This window comes from Nonomuraea sp. B208 (assembly GCF_057536035.1).
Genome location: NZ_BAAJOU010000020.1, coordinates 269,411 through 287,529, shown reverse-complemented (window position 1 = coordinate 287,529; position 18,119 = coordinate 269,411). Strand labels below are relative to the sequence as shown.

Genomic DNA, 18,119 nt, shown 5'->3' with positions numbered 1-18,119 from the left:
GTTCCCGGAGGGCGGCGCCACGAATCTTGCCGAAACCGGTCAACCCGTCATGGAACCGTACCAATGCAATCCGCGCTCGCCGTCCTTCACCAGCCACTTGACCGCGTCCGCGGCGGCGAACTCCAGGTGCGGGAGCTCGTCGAGGTGCGCCGCCCAGCGCTCGCGGTCGACGGCCCACGCCTTCAGGTAGCCTGCGCACAGCTCCGGCTCGATGCGGCGCAGCCGGCCGAGCGCGGCGAGCAGGGAGTTCTCCATGGCGTGCCGGTTGTGCCGGGGCCCCGGGGGCAGGCGGCGTACGCGGCTCAGCACGTCCTCGACGAAGCGCTGCCGCCTGGCGAGGAAGTCCCTCCAGTACGCGGCGTCGGCCGCCGCGCCCCATTCGGCCGTCGGATCCCCGTCCAGCAGCCAGTAGACGCCTTCGGCCAGCACATCGCCGAACTCCTGGTCGCGCGCCCGCACCGGCCGGTCGAACGGGTCGTACGGCCGCTGCCTGACCTGCCCGGCCACCGCGAGGCGGCGCAGTCTCCGCTCGCCCAGCAGGTAGAACCAGTCCTCGTTGTAGACGTTGGGGAAGAAGGAGGGCGTGCGCCCGGGATCGACGGCGACGGCCAGCGCGCCCCCTCCCACGAACGACTCCTGGTGCCCGCCGGTGAGGCGATGCGCGTGGCACACCACCGAGTTGTCCGGATAGCCGCCGATGTGCATGCCGACGACGTCGTACGTGTCGAGCAGCGCCGCGGCCCGTTCGACGTCCGCCTGGCGGCCCACCTCGATGTCGTCGTCCAGGAAGACGATCCGCCGCCAGCCGAGCAGCCGGGCCAGCAGCAGCCCGGTGTTCCGCTTGGCGCTGAGGTCGGTCGTCCGCGCGAACGGGGTGTCCCGCAGCACGGCCGTGGTCTCGAAGTCGGGCAGCCGCAGCCGGTCCACGTGGTCGACGTCGGCGCTGATGTAGCGCAGGCCGTCCGGCATGGCCTGGGCCGCCTCCCTGGCCCGGCTCCAGTTGCGGCTGTGCAGCGACACCAGGTGGCAGCCGAGGTCGAGGGCGAGCCGGGTCGCGTACGTCAGCCAGCGCGGATGCCGGATCGTCGGGACGATGATCGCGTCGATGGCGCCCCGGCCGTGCGTCGGCTCCTCGCCGGCTTCGAAGGCGTCGATTTCGAAAACGTCGATGAGGTGCCGGTGCGAGCCGTGGTGGTGCTCGCCGCCGCCGCGCGGCCTGTCATGCCTCACGGGCGTCCGGCCACTCGTGCAGCCGGTACGACTCCTGGGTCCAGTCGGGTGTGACCACGGCCCGGCCCTCGATCCTGACGCGCATGAGGATGCTGTAGGACTGCGCGTCGCCGAAGCGGTCGCGCAGGTAGGCGGCGTTGCGGTCGCGGAAGCGCGCGTCGGTGAGCGCGCGGACCGCGCCGTAGACGCCTCTGGCGTACATGCCGTTGCAGATGGTCAAGGTGCGCTCGTGGTTGTCCGGGTTGACGCCGCGGTAGAAGAAGGCGACGTCTTCGAGCAGTCGTACACTATCGCCGTTGCGCACGGTCACGGGATGGTGCCTGCGCGTGTCGCCCCCTTCGCCGACCTCGAAGTACGGCCCCCGCTCGCCGTCCCAGTCGGGCACCTGCCGCACCGGCAGGTCGGACATGCGGGCCAGCGTGGAAGCGGTGACCTCGTTGTAGTCGACGCCGCCGAGCAGCGCGACGTGCGTGGTCAGGTCGTCGGAGCGCAGGTCCTCGGTGGCGCGCAGGGTCACCTGGCTGTGCGGGTTGGCGGCCCGCAGATGCCCCCATAACTCAAACAAGGAGTCGAGGTCGGAGTATTTGTAGAGCTCGATGTAGTCGCCCTGGGTCGGGACGGCGAACGGGATCCTGGCCCGCTCCTCCTCCGGGACCTGCGAGCAGATGATCGTGATCGGCTCGCCCTCCGGGAAGTGCCAGGGGCCGGCCAGCAGGGCGTCGCCGGTCCCGCCCGCACCGCCGCCCTCCGCCGCGACCTGGTGGCGAAGGGCCGCCTGGCGCAGCCGGGTCAGCTCGGCCAGCAGCTTCTTGTGCTCGTCCAGTTCGTCGGAGGTCAGCTCGGACAGCGACGGCACGCGGGCGACGCCGCCCGCGAGCGAGCGCCGGGTCGCGAAGAAGGCGGCGTACTTCTCCAGGCGGTGCAGGGGAGGGATCTTGGCCGTGGTGGCGGACTCCCAGGAGGAGATCAGCGGGACGCTGACCCCGAACGCCTCCCGCAGCTGCGCCTGGGTGACCCGCAGGTCCGGCCAGTGGCTGTCGCGGAGCTCACGCAGACGCCGGGCCAGCGCGGTCCGCGCGGAATCGTCGCCGCTCATGCCTGCCTCATTCAACTTCAGCAATTTCTAGTGAACATACACCTCACCGCGAAATCTGCAGAGAACTCGCAGCTAGGCCCAAACACGTGCGCTACGCAGGGAAACGTCGCGTGCGAAAGACAACAGTCTAGCCAGACATCTCTCACCGATGGGAAGGAATGCCCGGCTTCAGCCGGGGAATCATTCAAGCAATAAGTTCGCGGTTAATAAACTGAAGTTAACTGAATAGAGGTGAGATGGTTCAGGCCGCGAGCTGACGACTCCTCCCACACCCCACCGGAGCGGCCCCCTCCACCAGTTTCTCGTCTCCGTACAGGGATCACCTCATGATGTTCTCGGCTTCCTCCCTTGTCCTGACCGCTCTCCAGACCGCCGGCAGCAGAGGCGTCTCGCTGCTGCTCCTGACCATGCTGATCACCTCCGTGGTGGCCGCGATCCGCTGGACGGCCCGGCGGACCCGGGTGCTGGTGGTGATCAGTGGCACCGCCGTCCTGCTCGTGTTCCTCGTCGTGCTGGTCCTCGCCTACCTCGTCGTCAGCGGGCTGACGTAAGAGGTGTCATTCGGCCGCCTCGCACCCGCCGGGTCTGAACCATACGCATTTGGCCACAGAGCAGTGACCTTCCGTTAGAGACCCGGCAGAAGCGGCAACAACTCTCTTGGCTCGCGTTGATGCGCAGAAGGACTCCCGCCCATGTCATATGAGGCCAACCGAAAATCGACGCTCAACGTCACTTCCGGCCTCTCGCGCAACGCCGTGATCCTTCGGCTCGAAGGCGAGCTCGATGTCAACGCGGTGCCTCTGCTGCGGGAGCACCTGGAGCTCGTCTGGGAGCTGCCGCCGCCGCCGTTTCTCATCCTCGATCTCGCCGAGGTGCAGTTCTGCGACTCGATGGGCATGAACGAGCTCGTCGGCGTCATGCAGCGCTGCGAGGCCCGGGGCACCCGGCTGCTGCTCGGCGGGGTGCAGGGCGTGATGGCGCGGGTGTTGTCGATCACGGGGCTGCGGCACGCGTTCGAGGTGTTCGCGCGGTTCGACGACGCGCTGCGGCTCGCGGTAGCGGCTCCCTGACGTCGCTCAGCCGCGCGGCGGCGGGATGCGGCGGCCGTTGCGGCCGTCGACCGGGACGCGGGCGGCGTCCTTCGGCAGCGGCACCGTGACCGCCGCGGTGCGGCCCTTGACGTGCACCGGCAGGGTGTAGGCGAGCCGCCCGCCGCCGGCCGGGGCAGCATGTCCGGTGTGCAGCCAGACCAGCAGCCGTCGACCCTGCGAGCGCATCGCGACCTCCGCCGTGTCGCACTCGTGGCGGCGGGCCGCCCAGGTCAGCACGAGGCTCGTGCCCAGCCGGGCCGAACGCGGGGTGGGGGCGCGCCCCGCGCAGGACGCCTCCGCCGGCGGGACGTCGTGGGCCACGACCGTGTGGTCGGGGGTCGCCTGCGGCGTGGCGAGCCGGCCCATGACGATCGTGCCGGCCTCCAGCAGCAGCAGGGTCACGATCGCGCCCGCTCGCTCCAGCGGACGGCCTCGGAACAGGAGCCAGAGGCTCAGCGGAGCGAGGAGCAGCCAGGCCGCCCCGAGTGAGAGGGCCAGCATGGGAAACCTTCGAGATAGAGGATCATGTGTCACTCTCCGTACTACTGCGGCTCCGGAGAGGGTTCATCCTCTTGATTATCACATGACCGCTGCGTTGCGAAGCGCGTACGCAACGTGAACGGCGGTTGTGGTCAGCCCGTAACGGGAGCCCCCGTCAGCGTGGCGCCCGCCCGCTCAAGCTCCGCCCTCGTGGCCTCGGTCGTCTCCGGCGACACCCCCGCCGTGAGGTCGAGCAGCACCCGCACGGTGAGCCCGTGCTTCACGGCGTCGAGTGCGGTCGCGCGCACGCAGTGGTCGGTGGCGATGCCGACGACGTCCACCTCGTCCACCCCGCGCTCCCGCAGCCAGTCGATCAGCGTGACGCCGTCGCCGCTCTCGCCCTCGAAGCCGCTGTAGGCCGCGGTGTATGCGCCCTTGCTGAAGACCTCCTCCACCGCCGAGACGTCGAACGACGGGTGGAAGTCGGCGCCCGGCGTGCCCGCCACGCAATGGGCGGGCCAGGAGGAGACGTAGTCGGGGGACTCGGCGAAGTGCTCGCCGGGGGAGACGTGATAGTCGCGGGTGGCCACCACGTGGTCGTAGCCGTGCTCGCTCACGTGGCGGGTGATCGCCGCCGCCACGGCCGAGCCGCCGGCCACGGGGAGACTGCCACCCTCGCAGAAGTCGTTCTGCACATCGACGATGATCAGCGCGGTGCCCATAAGAGCACGATACGTCACGCGAACTCGGTCGGGATGGCCGCGTACCCCCTGCCCAGGTGCAGGGCCTCCAGGGGGAGGGTGGCGACCGCGCGCCGGTGGCGCTCGCGGGCCTCGTCCAGGGACTCCCTGCCGATCACCTTGCCGTCGCGCACCAGGTCGTGCAGCAGGGGGACGCCGCCCGCGGGAGCAGGGCCGCCGGTGGTGATGAGCTCGGTCTCGATGTGCCCGGAGTCGTCGAGCAGCCGGTACGCCTCCTTGCGCCCGCCCCGCGACGGCTTGCCCACCGAGCGCTTGGCCACGGCCTCCAGCTCGCCGCTCGCGGTCTCGCGCGCCACCAGCTTGTACACCAGCGCCGCCGTCGGCACCCCGGAGCCGGTCACCAGCGAGGTGCCGACGCCGTAGCCGTCCACGGGGGCGGCGGCGAGGGCGGCGATGGCGTACTCGTCCAGGTCGGAGGTGACGAGGATGCGGGTGTCGAAGGCGCCGAGCGCGTCGAGCTGCTGGCGTACCTCCTGGGCCGCGGCGGCGAGGTCGCCGGAGTCGATGCGGACCGCGCCCAGCTCGGGCCCGGCCAGCTCGACCGCCGTGCGCACCGCCTCGGCCACGTCGTAGGTGTCCACCAGCAGGGTGGTGGCCGCGCCGAGCGAGGCGATCTGCGCCTCGAACGCCGCCCGCTCGCTGTCGTGCAGCAGCGTGAAGGCGTGGGCGGCGGTGCCCGCGGTGGGGATGCCGTACCGGTGGCCGGCCATGAGGTTGGAGGTCGAGGCGAAGCCGGCGATGTACGCCGCGCGGGCCGCCGCCACGGCCGCGTCCTCGTGCGTACGCCGCGAGCCCATCTCGATGAGGGGCCGCTGGCCGGCCGCGTTCGCCATGCGGGAGGCCGCCGAGGCGATGGCGCAGTCGTGGTTGAGTATCGACAGGATCAGCGTCTCCAGCAGCACGGCCTCGGCGAAGGTCCCCTCGACGACGAGGATGGGGGAGGCGGGGAAGTAGAGGTCGCCCTCCTGATAGCCGCAGATGTTGCCGGTGAACCGGTAGTCGGCCAGGAACGCCAGGGTGGCCTCGTCGACGACCCGGTGATCGCGCAGGAAGGTGAGTTCCTCGTCACCGAAACGGAAGCGTTCGAGCTCGTCGAGGACACGCCCGGTGCCCGCGACGACTCCGTACCTGCGGCCGCCCGGCAGGTGGCGGGCGAACACCTCGAAGACCGCGCGCCGGTGCGCCGCGCCGCTGCGCAGGGCCGCCTGCAGCATCGTCAGCTCATAGTGATCTGTGAGCAACGCAGTGCTCATGGTCATTGTCACGACTCGAAGACTACGACTCAGATAGGGCAGACTTGCGGATGTGGGTACCACCGCTCCAATCGCCGTCGAGCGTCCGTCATCGGACGTCCGGCCCGATCTGCCCTGGGTAACCATCGTGTGGAACGACCCTGTCAACCTGATGTCCTACGTGACCTACGTCTTCCAGACGGTCTTCGGCTACACCAGGGAGAAGGCCGAAAAACTCATGCTGGACGTGCACCACAAGGGCAAGGCCGTGGTGTCCAGCGGCACGCGCGAAGAGATGGAGCGCGATGTGCAGATTCTCCACTCCTACGGCTTGTGGGCGACGCTCCAGCCGGATTCGGTCAAGTAGGGCGTATGACGCTCTCGACGCGTGTGAAGAGGTGCGGGTGAGTTCGGGGTTCTCGCCGGGGGAGGGCGGGCGGGTGGTCGCGCGGTTCGAGGCCGCGGAGATCTCCCTGCTGCGCTCGCTGGTGTCGATGATGCTCGGCCTCGTGCCGCCGGGGGAGACCAGCGACGATCCGCTGGAGCGGGCGCTCGGCATCGGCGGGGGCGAGGCGCCGTCGGACCCGGTGCTGGCGCGGCTGTTCCCCTCTGCGTACGAGGACGAGAAGGACGCCTCCGAGTTCCGCCGCTACACCGAGGCGACGCTGCGCGAGGGCAAGCGGGCCGACGCCCAGACCGTCCACGACACCGCCGCCCCCGGCCGCTTCGAGCTGACCCCGGAGCAGGCGCAGGCGTGGCTGCGCGCGCTCAACGACGTCCGCCTCACGCTCGGCACCAAGCTGGAGGTGACCGAGGAGGTGCACGACGAGATCGCGATGATGTCCGAGGACGACCCCCGCTACCCGGCGTACGTGACCTACGACTGGCTGACCTACCTCCAGGACAGCCTGGTCCGGGCCCTCTGGTAACTTCCGGGCCATGCTGTCGATCGCGCAGGAACTCGCTGACAAGATCGTCGCCCATGCCCGGGCCGACCATCCCGACGAGGCGTGCGGGGTGATCGCCGGCCGCAACGGTGTGCCCGAGCGGTTCATCCCGATGGAGAACGCCGAGCGTTCGCCGACCTTCTACCGCTTCGACTCCAAGGAACAGTTCCGCGTCTGGCGCGAGATGGACGACCGCGACGAGACGCCCGTCGTGATCTACCACTCGCACACGGCCACCGAGGCCTACCCGTCGCGCACCGACATCGCCTACGCCTCCGAGCCCGACACCCACTACGTGCTGGTCTCGACGCGGGAGGAGGGCGAGACGGAGTTCCGCTCCTTCCGCATCCTCGATGGGGTGGTAACGGAGGAAGAGGTAGAGTTCCTCCCATGATGGTCCGGCCTGTGCAGAGCTTCCTCTTCGCGCACACTCCGGCCGTCGTCGTCTACGACTGTCGCTGAGCGTGGAACACCTGCCACACCCTGGGCGTTGACGCCCGTTGGACGACGACTGACCACTCATGAGGAGACTGACCGCGATGGCCATCGAGGTTCGCATTCCGACGATCCTTCGCAACTACACCGACGGCGCGAAGGCCGTGAACGCCGAGGGCGCGACCCTGGACGAGCTGATCACCAACCTGGAGACCAACCACCCGGGCATCAAGAACCGCCTGGTGGACGAGGCCGGCGGCCTGCGCCGCTTCGTCAACGTCTACCTCAACGACGAGGACGTGCGCTTCCTCGGCGGGCTCGGCACCCCGGTGTCCGACGGTGACACGGTGACCGTCCTCCCCGCCGTCGCCGGCGGATGACATGCGTTTCGAATCGCTGATCGACTCGGTGGGCCGCACGCCGCTCGTCGGCCTGCCGAGGTTGTCGCCGTCCGATGACGTACGGATCTGGGCCAAGCTGGAGGACCGCAACCCGACCGGCTCCATCAAGGACCGGCCCGCGCTCTGGATGGTCGAGCAGGCCGAGAAGGACGGCCTGCTCACGCCCGGCTGCACGATCCTGGAGCCCACGAGCGGCAACACCGGCATCTCACTCGCCATGTCGGCCAAGCTCAAGGGCTACAAGCTGATCTGCGTCATGCCGGAGAACACCTCGGAGGAGCGTCGCCAGCTCCTGCGCATGTGGGGCGCGGAGATCATCTCCTCGCCCGCCGCCGGCGGCTCCAACGAGGCGGTCCGCGTCGCCAAGCAGCTCGCCGCGGACAACCCGTCGTGGGTCATGCTCTACCAGTACGGCAACCCCGCCAACTGGCGCTCCCACTACGAGACCACGGGCCCCGAGATCCTCGCCGACCTGCCCACCGTCACGCACTTCGTGGCCGGGCTCGGCACCACGGGCACGCTCATGGGCGTCGGCCGCTTCCTGCGCGAGCGGGTGCCCGACGTGCGGATCGTGGCCGCCGAGCCGCGGTACGGCGAGCTGGTCTACGGCCTGCGCAACGTGGACGAGGGCTTCATCCCCGAGCTCTACGACGAGTCGGTGCTGACCACGCGCTTCTCGGTCGGCTCGGCCGACGCGCTGCGGCGCACCCGCGAGCTGCTGGCCGCCGAGGGCATCTTCGCCGGCGTCTCGACAGGGGCCGCGCTGCACGCCGCGCTCGGCGTGGCGAAGAAGGCGGTCCAGGCCGGCGAGCGGGCCGACGTCGTCTTCGTGGTGGCCGACGGCGGCTGGAAATACCTGTCCACGGGCGCCTACGAAGGCACCCTGGACGAGGCCGAGGAACGCCTCGAAGGCCAGCTCTGGGCCTGAGCGCACGAGAAAGGGCGGCCCCGAAGGGCCGCCCTTCATCACGCGAGGGTCAGTTGAACAGCACCCGGAGCGAGAACGTCGCCTCCGAGTCGGTCATCTTGCCGCTCAGCCCCACGGCCCGCAGCACCTGCAGGTTGGCCTTGTCGTCGCCGTCCATGGACTCCAGGTAGAGGCTCTCCACCTTGTCGAGGTCCACGAAGAGCGCGTAGTTGGCCTCGTCGCCGTCCGCGACCGCGGTCTTGTACGTCTCAGAGTCGCCGAGCGTGCCCTCCTCCGACAGCGACTTGGCGTAGGCGTCGCTGGTCGCCACCGTGAAGACGCCGTCGCCGGTGACCTTGGCGATCTTCGGGGCGGGCTGGCCGCTCGCCGTCATCGCCTGCTGCACCTTCTCGAAGACGGCCTGCGCCTTGGCCGGGTCGGTGGCGATGCGCACGCCCGCCTTGAGCTGATCGCCGCTCAGGCCCTCGGAGTCGACCGCGACGGTGAGGTTCTTGCCGAGCAGCGTGGCGAGGTCGCCGGGCAGGCTGAGGCCGTACTTGGTCTTGGCCTGCTGGAGGAGCTGCGTGATCTCGGCCGAGCCGGTCGCCGTGGCCTGCTTCTCGATCTCCGCCCACTGCTTGGTGACCACCTGGTCGAGGCCGGAGATCGACAGGGCGCCCGCGGTGGAGGCGGGCAGCGTGCCGAGGTTCGCCTGCGGCAGGTCGCCCTCCGGCGTCATGCCCTTGGCCCCGCGCACGGTGCCGGCCAGCTCGACGTAGGAGCTGTCGAAGCGGAGCGCGCCGGCGAAGCGGGCGTCCTTGGCCTGCTCGACGGCCGCGCGCTGGTCGGCGGGGATCTCCTTGCCGGCCAGGTCGATGAGGCCGCCCATGTCGGTCCAGAACGACAGCACGCCCTGCTCGCCGACGGCGCCCATGTCGTCGCTGAACTCGGCGTTGTCGGCCAGGCTGCCGTCGGCGCGCGCGTACTTGTCGGCCAGCGCCTGGGTCGGGGTGAGCAGGGCGTAGTCGTCGCGGAAGGCGATACCGTACTTGTCGCCCTCCATCAGCTTGGCGATGCCGGCCTTGGCCTGCTCCTGGTCCTTGACCTGGACGGCCACCGCGAAGTCGGGCTCGTCCTTGCCCGAGGGCACGGCGGCGAAGCCGACCCTGCTGCCCAGCCACGGGTCGACGTCCTTGGCGAAGTCCAGCTTGCTGTCCGAGTCCTTGTTCAGGGTGTCGAACAGCGCCTTGCGCGGGTCCTCGCCGGAGAAGGTGTCCTTGGTGACCGTGAACTTCCTGGCGAGCGCGAACAGCGCCAGCTTCTGGTTGGCGGCGGGGTCCAGGTCGAGGCGGGCGTAGGCGATCGCGTTGGCGGGCAGGACGTCGGCCGGCTGCGTGCCGCCGCCGCCGAGCGCGCCCACGGCCCAGACCGCGCCGCCGCCGAGCACCACGACGGCGAGGGCCGCGGCGCCCGCGACGAGCCAGCCCTTGCGGCCCTTCTTCGGGGGCTGCGCGGGCGGCTGCTGTTGCTGCTGCCAGCCCTGTTGCTGGCCGTAGAGGTCCTGCTGGGCGTAGGCGCCCTGCTGGGCGTACTGGGGCTGGGTGTACTGGCCCGGCTGGCCGTACTGGGGCTGCTGCCCGTATTGGGGCTGCTGCCCGTACTGCTGCTGGCCGGACTGGCCCTGGTGCCCGTACTGCTGCTGACCGTGTTGGGGGCCGTACTGGCCCTGCTGGATCTGCTCCTGCTGCCAGCCGCCCTGAGGAAGCTGCTGCTGGGGCGACGGCTGGCCCTGCTGTGGCGGATAGGGCTGGCCCTGGTTCCAGTTGTATGCCTGGGTGCGGTCAGGATCCTGCCCAGCACCGTAAGGGGGGTTATTCGCAGACATCACTTCACTCACAATGTGGACTTCTGGCCACATCGGAACATAGTGCCTGCTGCTTATCAGGCGCTTGCAGAACGCTGGATCCCGCCCTTACACGCGGTCAAGCTCGCCCTTCAAGGCGCTGATGTGCACCTCGCCCCCGCCGTAGTCCTCCACGTGCGCCCAGGGGACGAACGCGCATCCGGCGTACAGCACCCGCGCGAGCGCCTTCGACACCCAGGGCGAACGCCCCTCGCGCTCGCGGGTGAGCCCGAGCAGGAGCGGGGCGCGGACCTGGGAGACCACGAGCCCGTAGACCGTGTGACTCTGCTGGAGCTCGCCCTTGTGCCGGACCACCCGGATGTCGACCACGTGCCCGACCCACACCCCGTTGGCGTCCCACACGGCCTGGCCGATGAGATGGGTAACAGATGCCATGATCAAACTGTCTCAGTCCGATCACGTTTCCCCAGGTAGGCGCGCGGATGTGGGGATGCCGTAGAGTATGGGGCGACTAGAACATAGTTCCAGACTTCACGGGTGAGGCGGATGACGAAGTTCGACGAGGCAACGCAGGCGATCAAGATCGACGACACCACGTACGACGTGTGCCTCGACACCGGCTACTCGATCGGCGGCCCGCTCAACGGCGGCTACCTCATGGCCGTGATCCTGCGCGCGGCGGTCGACGCCTCGCCGTTCGAGCACCCGGTGAGCACCACCGCGCAGTTCCTCAAGGCGCCCGTCCCCGGGCCCGCGCAGGTGCGGGTGGAGCCGCTGAAGGCGGGCCGGACGGCCGCGTTCGCCCGTGTCACGCTCGTCCAGGACGGCACGGCCAAGATCGAGGGACTGATCACCACCGCCACGCTCAGCGGCGCGACCCCCGACTACCAGGACGACGAGGTCCACCCCATGCCGCCCGTCGAGGACTGCCTCAGGCTCCCCGACCCCAAGCCCGAGTCCGGCATGACGCTGAACGCCCAGATGGACCTGCGCTTCGACCCGCCCACGATCGGCTGGCTCAAGGGCGAGCCGACCGGCCGCCCCGAGTCGCGGGCCTACTTCCGCATGGCCGAGCCGCAGGACCCGGACCCGTACGTGCTGGCGCTGGCCGTGGACGCCCTGCCCCCCGTGGTCTTCTCGGCAGGGGCGCGCGGCTGGGCGCCCACCGTGGACCTCACCTGGCACCTGCGCGCCCTGCCCGCCCCCGGCTGGCTCACGCTCATCGGCGGCGGCCGGATGATCTCCGACGGCTGGTTCGACGAGGAGGTCGAGGTGCGCGACTCCACCGGCCGCCTGGTCGCGCAGTCCCGCCAGCTCGCCCGGGTGGGCAGGGGCTGACCGGCGGCGAAGGGTACGGATGTGACCAAGGCGACATCGCATCCTGCTCACGAGTCGCACATGTGAGCATTCTTACGCAGTGTTGATCGCCCAGGTCGCCTACCCTCTGAAGCGTGCCGGACACGAGCATCGGGATATTCGACAGCGGGGTCGGCGGCCTGACGGTCGCCCGCGCGATCATCGACCAGCTTCCCCACGAGTCCATCACCTACGTGGCCGACACGGCCCGGCAGCCGTACGGGCCGAAGAGCATCCCCGAGGTCCGCGCCTGCGCGCTGGAGGTGATGGACCACCTCGTCGAGCTCGACGTCAAAATGCTGGTGATCGCGTGCAACAGCGCCAGCGCCGCCGTGCTCCGCGATGCCCGCGAGCGCTATGACGTGCCCGTCGTCGAGGTGATCCACCCCGCCACCAGGCGCGCCGTGCGCGCGACCCGCAACGGCAGGGTCGGCGTGATCGCCACCAGGGCCACCATCGAGTCCATGGCCTATCACGACGCCTTCACCGCGGCTCCCGACGTGCAGCTCACCGGCGTGGCCGCCCCACGCCTGGTGGAGTACGTCGAACGAGGCGAGACGATGAGCGGCGAGCTCATCGAGGTCGTACGCGACTACCTGGAGCCCGTCAGGGCCGCCGGGTGCGACACTCTCATCCTCGGCTGCACCCACTATCCGCTGCTCGCCGGCGCGATCTCGTACGTCGCCGGCGAGGAGGTCACGCTGGTCTCCAGCGCCGACGAGACGGCCAAGGACGTCTACCGGATCCTGCACGACCGCGGCCTGGCGTCAGGAGGCGGGGCCACCCCCCGGCACCGCTTCCTCGCCACCGGCGACCCCCGGCTCTTCGCCCGCCTCGGGCGGCGGTTCCTGGGTCCCGAGATCGACGCGGTCGAAGTCGCACCCGTGGGGGGTACCACCGTGAACGGCCGCCCGGCCCGTCCGGCGCCCGCGCCGCTGGCCGCTCTCGGCGGCGGCTGGGGGGTGCTGGACGCCCGAGCCGCGCGGCCGAGCCGCGACGCCGCCGAGCGTCGCAACGAGAAGGAGCCCACATGAAGGTGACCGTCGTCGGCTGCTCCGGAAGCTACCCGGGCCCCGACAGCCCCGCGTCCTGCTACCTGCTCGAAGCCGACGGCTTCCGGCTGCTGCTCGACCTCGGCAGCGGGGCGCTCGGCGCGCTCCAGCGCCACATCGGGCTGTACGACGTGGACGCCATCTGCCTCTCCCACCTGCACGCCGACCACTGCCTGGACCTCTGCGGCTACCACGTCGCCCGCACCTACGGGCCGCGGGCGCCCTACCCGGTGCTGCCGGTGCACGCGCCGGCCGACGCGCCCGCCCGGCTGGCGGCCGCGTACGGCATGCCGGACGAGCCCGGCCTGGAGACGGCGTTCGACTTCGTGCCGCTGGAGCCGCGCAGCTTCGAGCTCGGCCCGTTCACGGTCACCGCGGGGCTGGTCAACCATCCCGTGGAGGCGTACGGCTTCCGGGTGGCCGCGAACGGTCGCGTGGTCGCGTACTCGGGCGACACCGGCGAGTGCGAGGAGCTGGTCACGCTGGCCAAGAACGCCGACCTGCTGCTGTGCGAGGCGTCGTTCGTCGAGCGGCCCGACCTGCCGGCCGGCCTGCACATGACCGGCCGCCAGGCCGCCGAGCACGCCGCCGCGGCCGGCGTCGGCCGGCTCGTCCTCACCCACCTCGTGCCGTGGAACGACCAGGCCGAGGTGCTCGCCGAGGCCGGCCGCGGCGGCTACGGCGGCCCGATCGAGCTGGCCCGCAGCGGCGCGGTCTACGACCTCGCCTGAACCTCGCCGGCCTCGTCGAACTCCCGCATCCGCGGCAGCGGCGAGAACAGCAGCGGCACGAACGCCAGCGCCCGGCCCGTCAGCAGGATCCACAGCGCCTGACGGACGCCGAGCTGCGCGGCGATGAGCCCGCCGAGCAGCGCGCCCACCGGCATCGTGCCCCACACCAGGAAGCGCACCGAGCCGTTGACCCGGCCGAGCAGGTGCTCGGGGGTCACGGTCTGCCGGTAGGTGAGCTGGCCGATGTTGCTCATCGCCGCCGCGTACGAGATCGCGAACGAGGTGACCGCGAAGAACGACGCCCGCCAGTCCGCCTGCGTCATCGGCAGCAGCAGGCAGAACGGCGGGACGATCACGGCGGCCAGCCAGGTCACCCGCGCCGCCCCCAACCGCCGCGACAGCCGCCCCGCGCTCAGCCCGCCCACCATGCCGCCGACGCCGCCGGCGGTGAGCAGCGCGCCGAGCAGGCCGGGCTCCAGCCTGACCACGTCGGCGAGGAACAGCACCGACAGGCCGAGCACGCCGCTCACCGACAGGTTGGAGATGGCGGACGACGCCGTGAACATCCGCATCAGCCGGTCCTGCCACAGGAAGGCCAGCCCTTCGCGGATGCCCCGCAGCAGCGGCTCGCGCCCGTCCGCCCGGCGCGGCTCGTCCGGCGTCCTGATGGTGGTCAGGAACAGCATCGAGGCGAGCGAGCCGAGCGCGGTGGCCGCGATCGTGCGCGAGGCGCCGACCAGCTCCACCAGTGCGCCCCCGATCGCGGGCCCGGACAGGAACGACGCCGCGCGCACGGTCTCCAGCTTCGCGTTGCCGTCGGCGAGCTGCGGTCCTCGTACGAGTCTCGGCAGGTACGTCTGGTCGGCCACGTCGTTGAACACCTGAGCGGTGCCCGCGAGCAGCGCGACCACGCATAACATCGGCATCGTCAGCACACCCAGCTCCGCCGCCACCGGAACGCTCCCGACCAGCACGAACCTGGCCAGGTCGGACGCCATCATCACGCGCCGCCTGCGCATCCGGTCGACCCACACCCCCGCGGGCAGGCCGATCACCAGATAGGCGGTGGTCTGCAACGCCGTGAGCAGGCCGACCTCGGCCGGCCCGGCATGCAACACGAGTACGGCCACCAGTGGAAGCGCGACCCGGGAGATGTTCGCCCCGAGTTCGCTGGCCAGATGTGAGCTGAGGAACCGGAGGAAGTCAGGGTTGCGCAACACCCCCGTTGTCATTGCGTAAGGATCCATGTGGCCGACACATTTGGTCAAGAGCGTCGTGGGGCGGAGATAGGGTGATCTGCATGTCCCGACAGGATGGCCGCAACCCTGACCAGCTCCGTCCCATCACGATCACCCGCAACTGGCTGGCGCACGCCGAAGGTTCGGTGCTGGTCGAGTTCGGTGGCACGCGGGTGCTCTGCGCGGCCTCCGTCCAGGACAGCGTGCCGCGCTGGCGGCGGGGCAGCGGCCAGGGCTGGGTCACGGCCGAATACGCGATGCTGCCGCGGGCGACCAACACCCGCAACGACCGCGAATCGGTCCGGGGCAAGATCGGCGGGCGCACCCACGAGATCTCCCGCCTGATCGGCCGCTCGCTGCGCGCCTGCGTCGACTACAAGGCGCTCGGGGAGAACTCGGTGCTGCTCGACTGCGACGTGCTGCAGGCCGACGGCGGCACCCGTACGGCCGCGATCACCGGCGCCTACGTCGCGCTGGCCGACGCCGTCGCCTGGATGCGCGAGCGCCGCATGTGCCCCGGCGACCCGCTGATCGGCTCCGTCTCCGCCGTCTCCGTCGGGGTGGTCGGCTCGGTGCCGATGCTCGACCTCTGCTACACCGAGGACGTCGCCGCCGAGACCGACATGAACGTCGTCATGACCGGCGAGGGCAGCTTCGTCGAGGTGCAGGGCACCGCCGAGGGCGCGCCGTTCGACCGCGCCCTGCTCGACCGGCTGCTCGACCTCGCCGTGGCCGGGTGCGAGGAGCTGACGCTCATCCAGCAGGAGGCCCTGGAGGCATGAGGATCGTCCTCGCCACCCGCAACCCCGGCAAGATCGCCGAGCTGCGCCGCATCCTGTCCGGCTTCGACATCGTCGGGCTGGAGGAGTTCCCCGAGATCGGCGACGTCGCCGAGACCGGCGTCACCTTCGAGGACAACGCCCTGCTCAAGGCGCACGCCGTCGCCCAGGGCTCGGGCCTGCCCGCCGTCGCCGACGACTCCGGGCTCTGCGTCGACGTGCTCAACGGCATGCCGGGCGTTTTCTCCGCCCGCTGGGCCGGGCGGCACGGCGACGACCGCGCCAACCTCGACCTGCTGCTCGCGCAGGTCTCCGACGTGCCCGACGACAAGCTGAGCGCGCACTTCGCGTGCGTCGCGGCGCTGGCGCTGCCGTCCGGCGAGCAGCGCGTGGTCGAGGGCACGCTGCCGGGGCACCTGGTGAGGACGCCGCGCGGCGAGCACGGCTTCGGCTACGACCCGATCTTCGTACCCGAGGGCGAGCAGCGCACGACCGCCGAGCTGGCCCCCGAGGAGAAGGACGCCATCAGCCACCGGGGGCGGGCCTTCCGGGCGCTCGCGCCGCTGGTGCGCGACCTGCTCGCCACCTGATCGCCTCTGCGCTGATCGGCATCGCCGCCGGCCCTGGCGTGAAGCGCGTCTGGGGTGTGAGGGGCCTCTGACCGGGCTCCTGTGATTTCACAGGCGGATGCGGGCGGCGATCGGCAGGTGGTCGCTGCCCGTCCTCGGCAGCGAGTGGATCTCGGTCACCGTCATCGCGCGGGCCAGGATCTGGTCGATGCGCGCCAGCGGGACGCGAGCCGGCCAGCTGAAGGCGAAATCGCTCGGCGGGGCCGTCATCAGCGAAAGGACCGGACGCAACCCGCGATCGTCGACGGTGCTGTTGAGGTCGCCCAGCAGCAGGACGCGGCCGAGCGGTTCGGCGGCCAGCACCGCGCCGAGCCGGCGGGCGCTCTCGTCCCGGCGTACGGCGTCGAACCCGTCCAGGCCGATGCGTACGGAGGGCAGGTGGGCGACGTAGACCGCGATGTCGCCGTGCGGGGTGCGGGCGACGGCGCGCAGCCCGCGGTTCCAGTCCGGGCCGACGCCGGGTGGGCGGATGTCCACCGGCGTGGCTTCCGCGAGGGGGTGGCGGGACCAGAGGCCGACGGTGCCGTGCACCGTCCGATACGGGTAGTCGGCGCGCAGCGCGTCCTCCCAGGCCGGCAGGGCCGCCGGCAGGAGTTCCTCCAGGCCGATCACATCCGGCCGGGCCGCGATCAGCGTGCGCGCCGTGCCGGCCGGGTCGGCGTTCTCGTCACTGACGTTGTGCTGCACGGCAACCAGGTGAGGTGGCTGCTCCCCTCGGGGCAGCAGATGCCCGCCGAACTGGGCGAGCCAGGCGGCGAGCGGCAGCAGCGCGGCCAGCGCGCCCGCCGTGGAACGCCGCCACCAGGCCAGGCCGAGCAGCACGGGAACGGCCAGCGCCGGCCACGGCAGGAACGTCTCGACCAGGCTGCCGAGGCGCCCGACCCCGTTCGGCACCCACTGAGGGAAGGCCAGGACGGCGGCGACCAGCACGGCGACGGCGACCAGGACGACACGGAAGATCGGCACGCTGCGATCTTCGCAGGCTTCCGCCATTTTCGGCATCGCCTACGACAGCGACCGGCGCACCACCGAGCGCGACGACACCGTCGTCAGAGTGCGTCCCGCATGATGACGAATGCCTCTGAAATGTCGACGATCACATGGTCGGCGTGGTGTCTGTGATCCGGCCACGTTCCCCGGTCGATCCAGATCGTGCGGAGCCCGGCGGCCTGCCCTCCTTCGACGTCGGCGACGAGGCTGTCGCCGACCATCCATCCGCCCTCGGCAAGGCCGGCCCCGCACCGCTGAGCGGCGATCTCGAACAGGCCGCTCTCCGGCTTCCGGATGCCCTCGGCTCCAGAAACGGCGTAGCCGTCGACCGCATCGGCCAGACCGGTACGGCGCAGCTTGCCGAGCTGGTTGTCCGCCATGCCGTTGGTGACGATCCCCACCAGCCAGCCGGAGCTTCGCAGGTCGGCAATGCCTGCCAGGACGCCCGGATAGCACCGCACGAGGTGAGGCATGCGTTGCCGGTAGCCGGCCCATAGCTCCTCGACCGGCTCCGCCAACGCGAAGTGGTCGCGCACCCTGCTGAAGAAGATGTCGCGACGCGGGTGCGTTTCCCGATCCAGGGCGATCAGCCACGCAAGTCCCTCGGGGCCCAAGCGCCGTCGCTCTGCGAACTCCCCGGCCCAACTGCGGAACGCGGTGTCGAGGTCGATGAGCGTTCGGTCAAGGTCGAAGAGAGCGAGGCGCTGCACGCCGCCGATCTTATGGACGAGCGGCTCGACGACGACAGCCGAGACAGCCACATCCGCCTGAGCTCTCCATCCTCAAGTACGCTGCCGACGCGGAAGAGGTCCGCGCCATCGCCTACGTCGTGCATCTCACTCCGCTAGGAAGGCCATGGGATTCGGAGCAGCGTTGTGGGTTCGACGAGCTGAATCCCTG

22 protein-coding genes are annotated in these 18,119 nt (G+C 70.6%); 12 read left to right on the top strand and 10 right to left on the bottom strand.

Features of this window, described 5'->3' with window-relative positions; genetic code table 11:
• Positions 1-39 precede the first annotated feature (39 nt).
• Complete coding sequence (locus tag AC27IY_RS16550; protein ID WP_487178438.1) at positions 40-1,230, bottom strand: hypothetical protein; 1,191 nt, start codon at positions 1,228-1,230, stop codon at positions 40-42.
• Positions 1,220-2,326, bottom strand: a complete 1,107-nt coding sequence (locus AC27IY_RS16545) for a helix-turn-helix domain-containing protein (RefSeq protein WP_487178437.1) — start codon at positions 2,324-2,326, stop codon at positions 1,220-1,222. Before AC27IY_RS16545 ends, AC27IY_RS16550 begins: the two co-directional genes overlap by 11 nt.
• Positions 2,327-2,652: 326 nt before the next feature.
• On the opposite strand from AC27IY_RS16545, the gene AC27IY_RS16540 reads away from it, so the two are divergent.
• Entirely contained in the window at positions 2,653-2,877 is a 225-nt protein-coding gene (locus AC27IY_RS16540; protein ID WP_344209362.1) for a hypothetical protein, read from the top strand.
• A gap of 141 nt (positions 2,878-3,018) precedes the next feature.
• A complete protein-coding gene (locus AC27IY_RS16535) occupies positions 3,019-3,396 on the top strand; it encodes an STAS domain-containing protein (RefSeq protein ID WP_423474614.1) in 378 nt (125 codons plus the stop codon).
• A 6-nt stretch (positions 3,397-3,402) separates the two neighbouring features.
• Here the strand turns inward: AC27IY_RS16535 and AC27IY_RS16530 are convergent, their stop codons facing one another.
• The 3 genes from AC27IY_RS16530 to AC27IY_RS16520 form a co-directional block, all read right to left on the bottom strand.
• A complete protein-coding gene (locus tag AC27IY_RS16530; RefSeq protein ID WP_487178436.1) occupies positions 3,403-3,918 on the bottom strand; it encodes a hypothetical protein in 516 nt (171 codons plus the stop codon).
• A gap of 131 nt (positions 3,919-4,049) precedes the next feature.
• Positions 4,050-4,619, bottom strand: a complete 570-nt coding sequence (locus AC27IY_RS16525) for an isochorismatase family protein (RefSeq protein WP_364448861.1) — start codon at positions 4,617-4,619, stop codon at positions 4,050-4,052.
• Positions 4,620-4,633: 14 nt separating this feature from the next.
• Positions 4,634-5,917 (bottom strand): nicotinate phosphoribosyltransferase, encoded by a 1,284-nt coding sequence (locus tag AC27IY_RS16520; protein WP_423444199.1) that lies wholly within the window; start codon positions 5,915-5,917, stop codon positions 4,634-4,636.
• Between the two features lie 46 nt (positions 5,918-5,963).
• On the opposite strand from AC27IY_RS16520, the gene clpS reads away from it, so the two are divergent.
• The 5 genes from clpS to AC27IY_RS16495 all read left to right on the top strand — a co-directional run bounded on the left by clpS (position 5,964) and on the right by AC27IY_RS16495 (position 8,601).
• Complete coding sequence (gene clpS / locus AC27IY_RS16515; RefSeq protein WP_026215058.1) at positions 5,964-6,257, top strand: ATP-dependent Clp protease adapter ClpS; 294 nt, start codon at positions 5,964-5,966, stop codon at positions 6,255-6,257.
• A 37-nt stretch (positions 6,258-6,294) separates the two neighbouring features.
• Positions 6,295-6,819, top strand: coding sequence for a DUF2017 domain-containing protein (locus tag AC27IY_RS16510; protein ID WP_329583991.1), 525 nt, complete (start codon positions 6,295-6,297; stop codon positions 6,817-6,819).
• Between the two features lie 10 nt (positions 6,820-6,829).
• Positions 6,830-7,231 carry a M67 family metallopeptidase gene (locus tag AC27IY_RS16505; protein WP_344209349.1) on the top strand — a complete coding sequence of 134 codons (402 nt, stop codon included), beginning with the start codon at positions 6,830-6,832 and terminating at the stop codon, positions 7,229-7,231.
• A gap of 145 nt (positions 7,232-7,376) precedes the next feature.
• Positions 7,377-7,652 (top strand): MoaD/ThiS family protein, encoded by a 276-nt coding sequence (locus tag AC27IY_RS16500; RefSeq protein ID WP_020546633.1) that lies wholly within the window; start codon positions 7,377-7,379, stop codon positions 7,650-7,652.
• Between the two features lies 1 nt (position 7,653).
• Positions 7,654-8,601, top strand: a complete 948-nt coding sequence (locus tag AC27IY_RS16495) for a PLP-dependent cysteine synthase family protein (RefSeq protein ID WP_344209346.1) — start codon at positions 7,654-7,656, stop codon at positions 8,599-8,601.
• A 49-nt stretch (positions 8,602-8,650) separates the two neighbouring features.
• Here AC27IY_RS16495 and AC27IY_RS16490 read toward each other — a convergent pair whose 3' ends face one another.
• On the bottom strand, positions 8,651-10,465 hold the full coding sequence (locus tag AC27IY_RS16490) for a DUF3352 domain-containing protein (RefSeq protein WP_487178435.1): 1,815 nt from the start codon (positions 10,463-10,465) through the stop codon (positions 8,651-8,653).
• A gap of 87 nt (positions 10,466-10,552) precedes the next feature.
• A complete protein-coding gene (locus tag AC27IY_RS16485; protein ID WP_487178434.1) occupies positions 10,553-10,879 on the bottom strand; it encodes a hypothetical protein in 327 nt (108 codons plus the stop codon).
• 111 nt (positions 10,880-10,990) lie between these two features.
• Here AC27IY_RS16485 and AC27IY_RS16480 point away from each other — a divergent pair, with 111 nt between their 5' ends.
• The 3 genes from AC27IY_RS16480 (at position 10,991) to AC27IY_RS16470 (ending at position 13,583) form a co-directional block, all read left to right on the top strand.
• On the top strand, positions 10,991-11,782 hold the full coding sequence (locus tag AC27IY_RS16480) for a thioesterase family protein (protein ID WP_344209340.1): 792 nt from the start codon (positions 10,991-10,993) through the stop codon (positions 11,780-11,782).
• A gap of 113 nt (positions 11,783-11,895) precedes the next feature.
• Positions 11,896-12,834, top strand: coding sequence for a glutamate racemase (gene murI, locus AC27IY_RS16475; protein ID WP_423444206.1), 939 nt, complete (start codon positions 11,896-11,898; stop codon positions 12,832-12,834).
• Complete coding sequence (locus tag AC27IY_RS16470; protein WP_329583981.1) at positions 12,831-13,583, top strand: MBL fold metallo-hydrolase; 753 nt, start codon at positions 12,831-12,833, stop codon at positions 13,581-13,583. Before murI ends, AC27IY_RS16470 begins: the two co-directional genes overlap by 4 nt.
• On the opposite strand, the gene AC27IY_RS16465 is transcribed toward AC27IY_RS16470, so the two are convergent.
• Entirely contained in the window at positions 13,568-14,815 is a 1,248-nt protein-coding gene (locus AC27IY_RS16465) for an MFS transporter (RefSeq protein WP_344209334.1), read from the bottom strand. The two genes, AC27IY_RS16470 and AC27IY_RS16465, sit on opposite strands and share 16 nt — an antisense overlap.
• A 68-nt stretch (positions 14,816-14,883) precedes the next feature.
• On the opposite strand from AC27IY_RS16465, the gene rph reads away from it, so the two are divergent.
• Positions 14,884-15,603 (top strand): ribonuclease PH, encoded by a 720-nt coding sequence (gene rph, locus AC27IY_RS16460; RefSeq protein ID WP_423444209.1) that lies wholly within the window; start codon positions 14,884-14,886, stop codon positions 15,601-15,603.
• Complete coding sequence (gene rdgB, locus AC27IY_RS16455; protein WP_344209330.1) at positions 15,600-16,190, top strand: RdgB/HAM1 family non-canonical purine NTP pyrophosphatase; 591 nt, start codon at positions 15,600-15,602, stop codon at positions 16,188-16,190. Before rph ends, rdgB begins: the two co-directional genes overlap by 4 nt.
• Before the next feature lie 87 nt (positions 16,191-16,277).
• On the opposite strand, the gene AC27IY_RS16450 is transcribed toward rdgB, so the two are convergent.
• Together AC27IY_RS16450 and AC27IY_RS16445 are read right to left on the bottom strand one after the other, a co-directional pair.
• Positions 16,278-17,195, bottom strand: coding sequence for an endonuclease/exonuclease/phosphatase family protein (locus AC27IY_RS16450; protein WP_487178433.1), 918 nt, complete (start codon positions 17,193-17,195; stop codon positions 16,278-16,280).
• Between the two features lie 83 nt (positions 17,196-17,278).
• The gene (locus AC27IY_RS16445) at positions 17,279-17,980 is read right to left on the bottom strand and encodes an HAD family hydrolase (protein ID WP_423444213.1); all 702 of its coding nucleotides are present in this window, start codon (positions 17,978-17,980) and stop codon (positions 17,279-17,281) included.
• Between the last annotated feature and the right edge of the window lie 139 nt (positions 17,981-18,119).

Excerpts from the sequence above, each read along its gene's own strand:
- AC27IY_RS16470 (WP_329583981.1), top strand. The coding sequence starts at position 12,831 with ATGAAGGTGACCGTCGTCGGCTGCTCCGGAAGCTACCCGGGCCCCGAC.
- AC27IY_RS16540 (WP_344209362.1), top strand. The coding sequence starts at position 2,653 with ATGATGTTCTCGGCTTCCTCCCTTGTCCTGACCGCTCTCCAGACCGCC.
- AC27IY_RS16505 (WP_344209349.1), top strand. The coding sequence starts at position 6,830 with ATGCTGTCGATCGCGCAGGAACTCGCTGACAAGATCGTCGCCCATGCC.
- rph (WP_423444209.1), top strand. The coding sequence starts at position 14,884 with ATGTCCCGACAGGATGGCCGCAACCCTGACCAGCTCCGTCCCATCACG.
- rdgB (WP_344209330.1), top strand. The coding sequence starts at position 15,600 with ATGAGGATCGTCCTCGCCACCCGCAACCCCGGCAAGATCGCCGAGCTG.
- AC27IY_RS16480 (WP_344209340.1), top strand. The coding sequence starts at position 10,991 with ATGACGAAGTTCGACGAGGCAACGCAGGCGATCAAGATCGACGACACC.
- AC27IY_RS16495 (WP_344209346.1), top strand. The coding sequence starts at position 7,654 with ATGCGTTTCGAATCGCTGATCGACTCGGTGGGCCGCACGCCGCTCGTC.
- AC27IY_RS16535 (WP_423474614.1), top strand. The coding sequence starts at position 3,019 with ATGTCATATGAGGCCAACCGAAAATCGACGCTCAACGTCACTTCCGGC.
- AC27IY_RS16485 (WP_487178434.1), bottom strand. The coding sequence starts at position 10,879 with ATGGCATCTGTTACCCATCTCATCGGCCAGGCCGTGTGGGACGCCAAC.
- AC27IY_RS16520 (WP_423444199.1), bottom strand. The coding sequence starts at position 5,917 with ATGACCATGAGCACTGCGTTGCTCACAGATCACTATGAGCTGACGATG.
- AC27IY_RS16545 (WP_487178437.1), bottom strand. The coding sequence starts at position 2,326 with ATGAGCGGCGACGATTCCGCGCGGACCGCGCTGGCCCGGCGTCTGCGT.
- AC27IY_RS16490 (WP_487178435.1), bottom strand. The coding sequence starts at position 10,465 with ATGTCTGCGAATAACCCCCCTTACGGTGCTGGGCAGGATCCTGACCGC.
- AC27IY_RS16530 (WP_487178436.1), bottom strand. The coding sequence starts at position 3,918 with ATGCTGGCCCTCTCACTCGGGGCGGCCTGGCTGCTCCTCGCTCCGCTG.
- AC27IY_RS16465 (WP_344209334.1), bottom strand. The coding sequence starts at position 14,815 with ATGACAACGGGGGTGTTGCGCAACCCTGACTTCCTCCGGTTCCTCAGC.
- AC27IY_RS16525 (WP_364448861.1), bottom strand. The coding sequence starts at position 4,619 with ATGGGCACCGCGCTGATCATCGTCGATGTGCAGAACGACTTCTGCGAG.
- AC27IY_RS16500 (WP_020546633.1), top strand. The coding sequence starts at position 7,377 with ATGGCCATCGAGGTTCGCATTCCGACGATCCTTCGCAACTACACCGAC.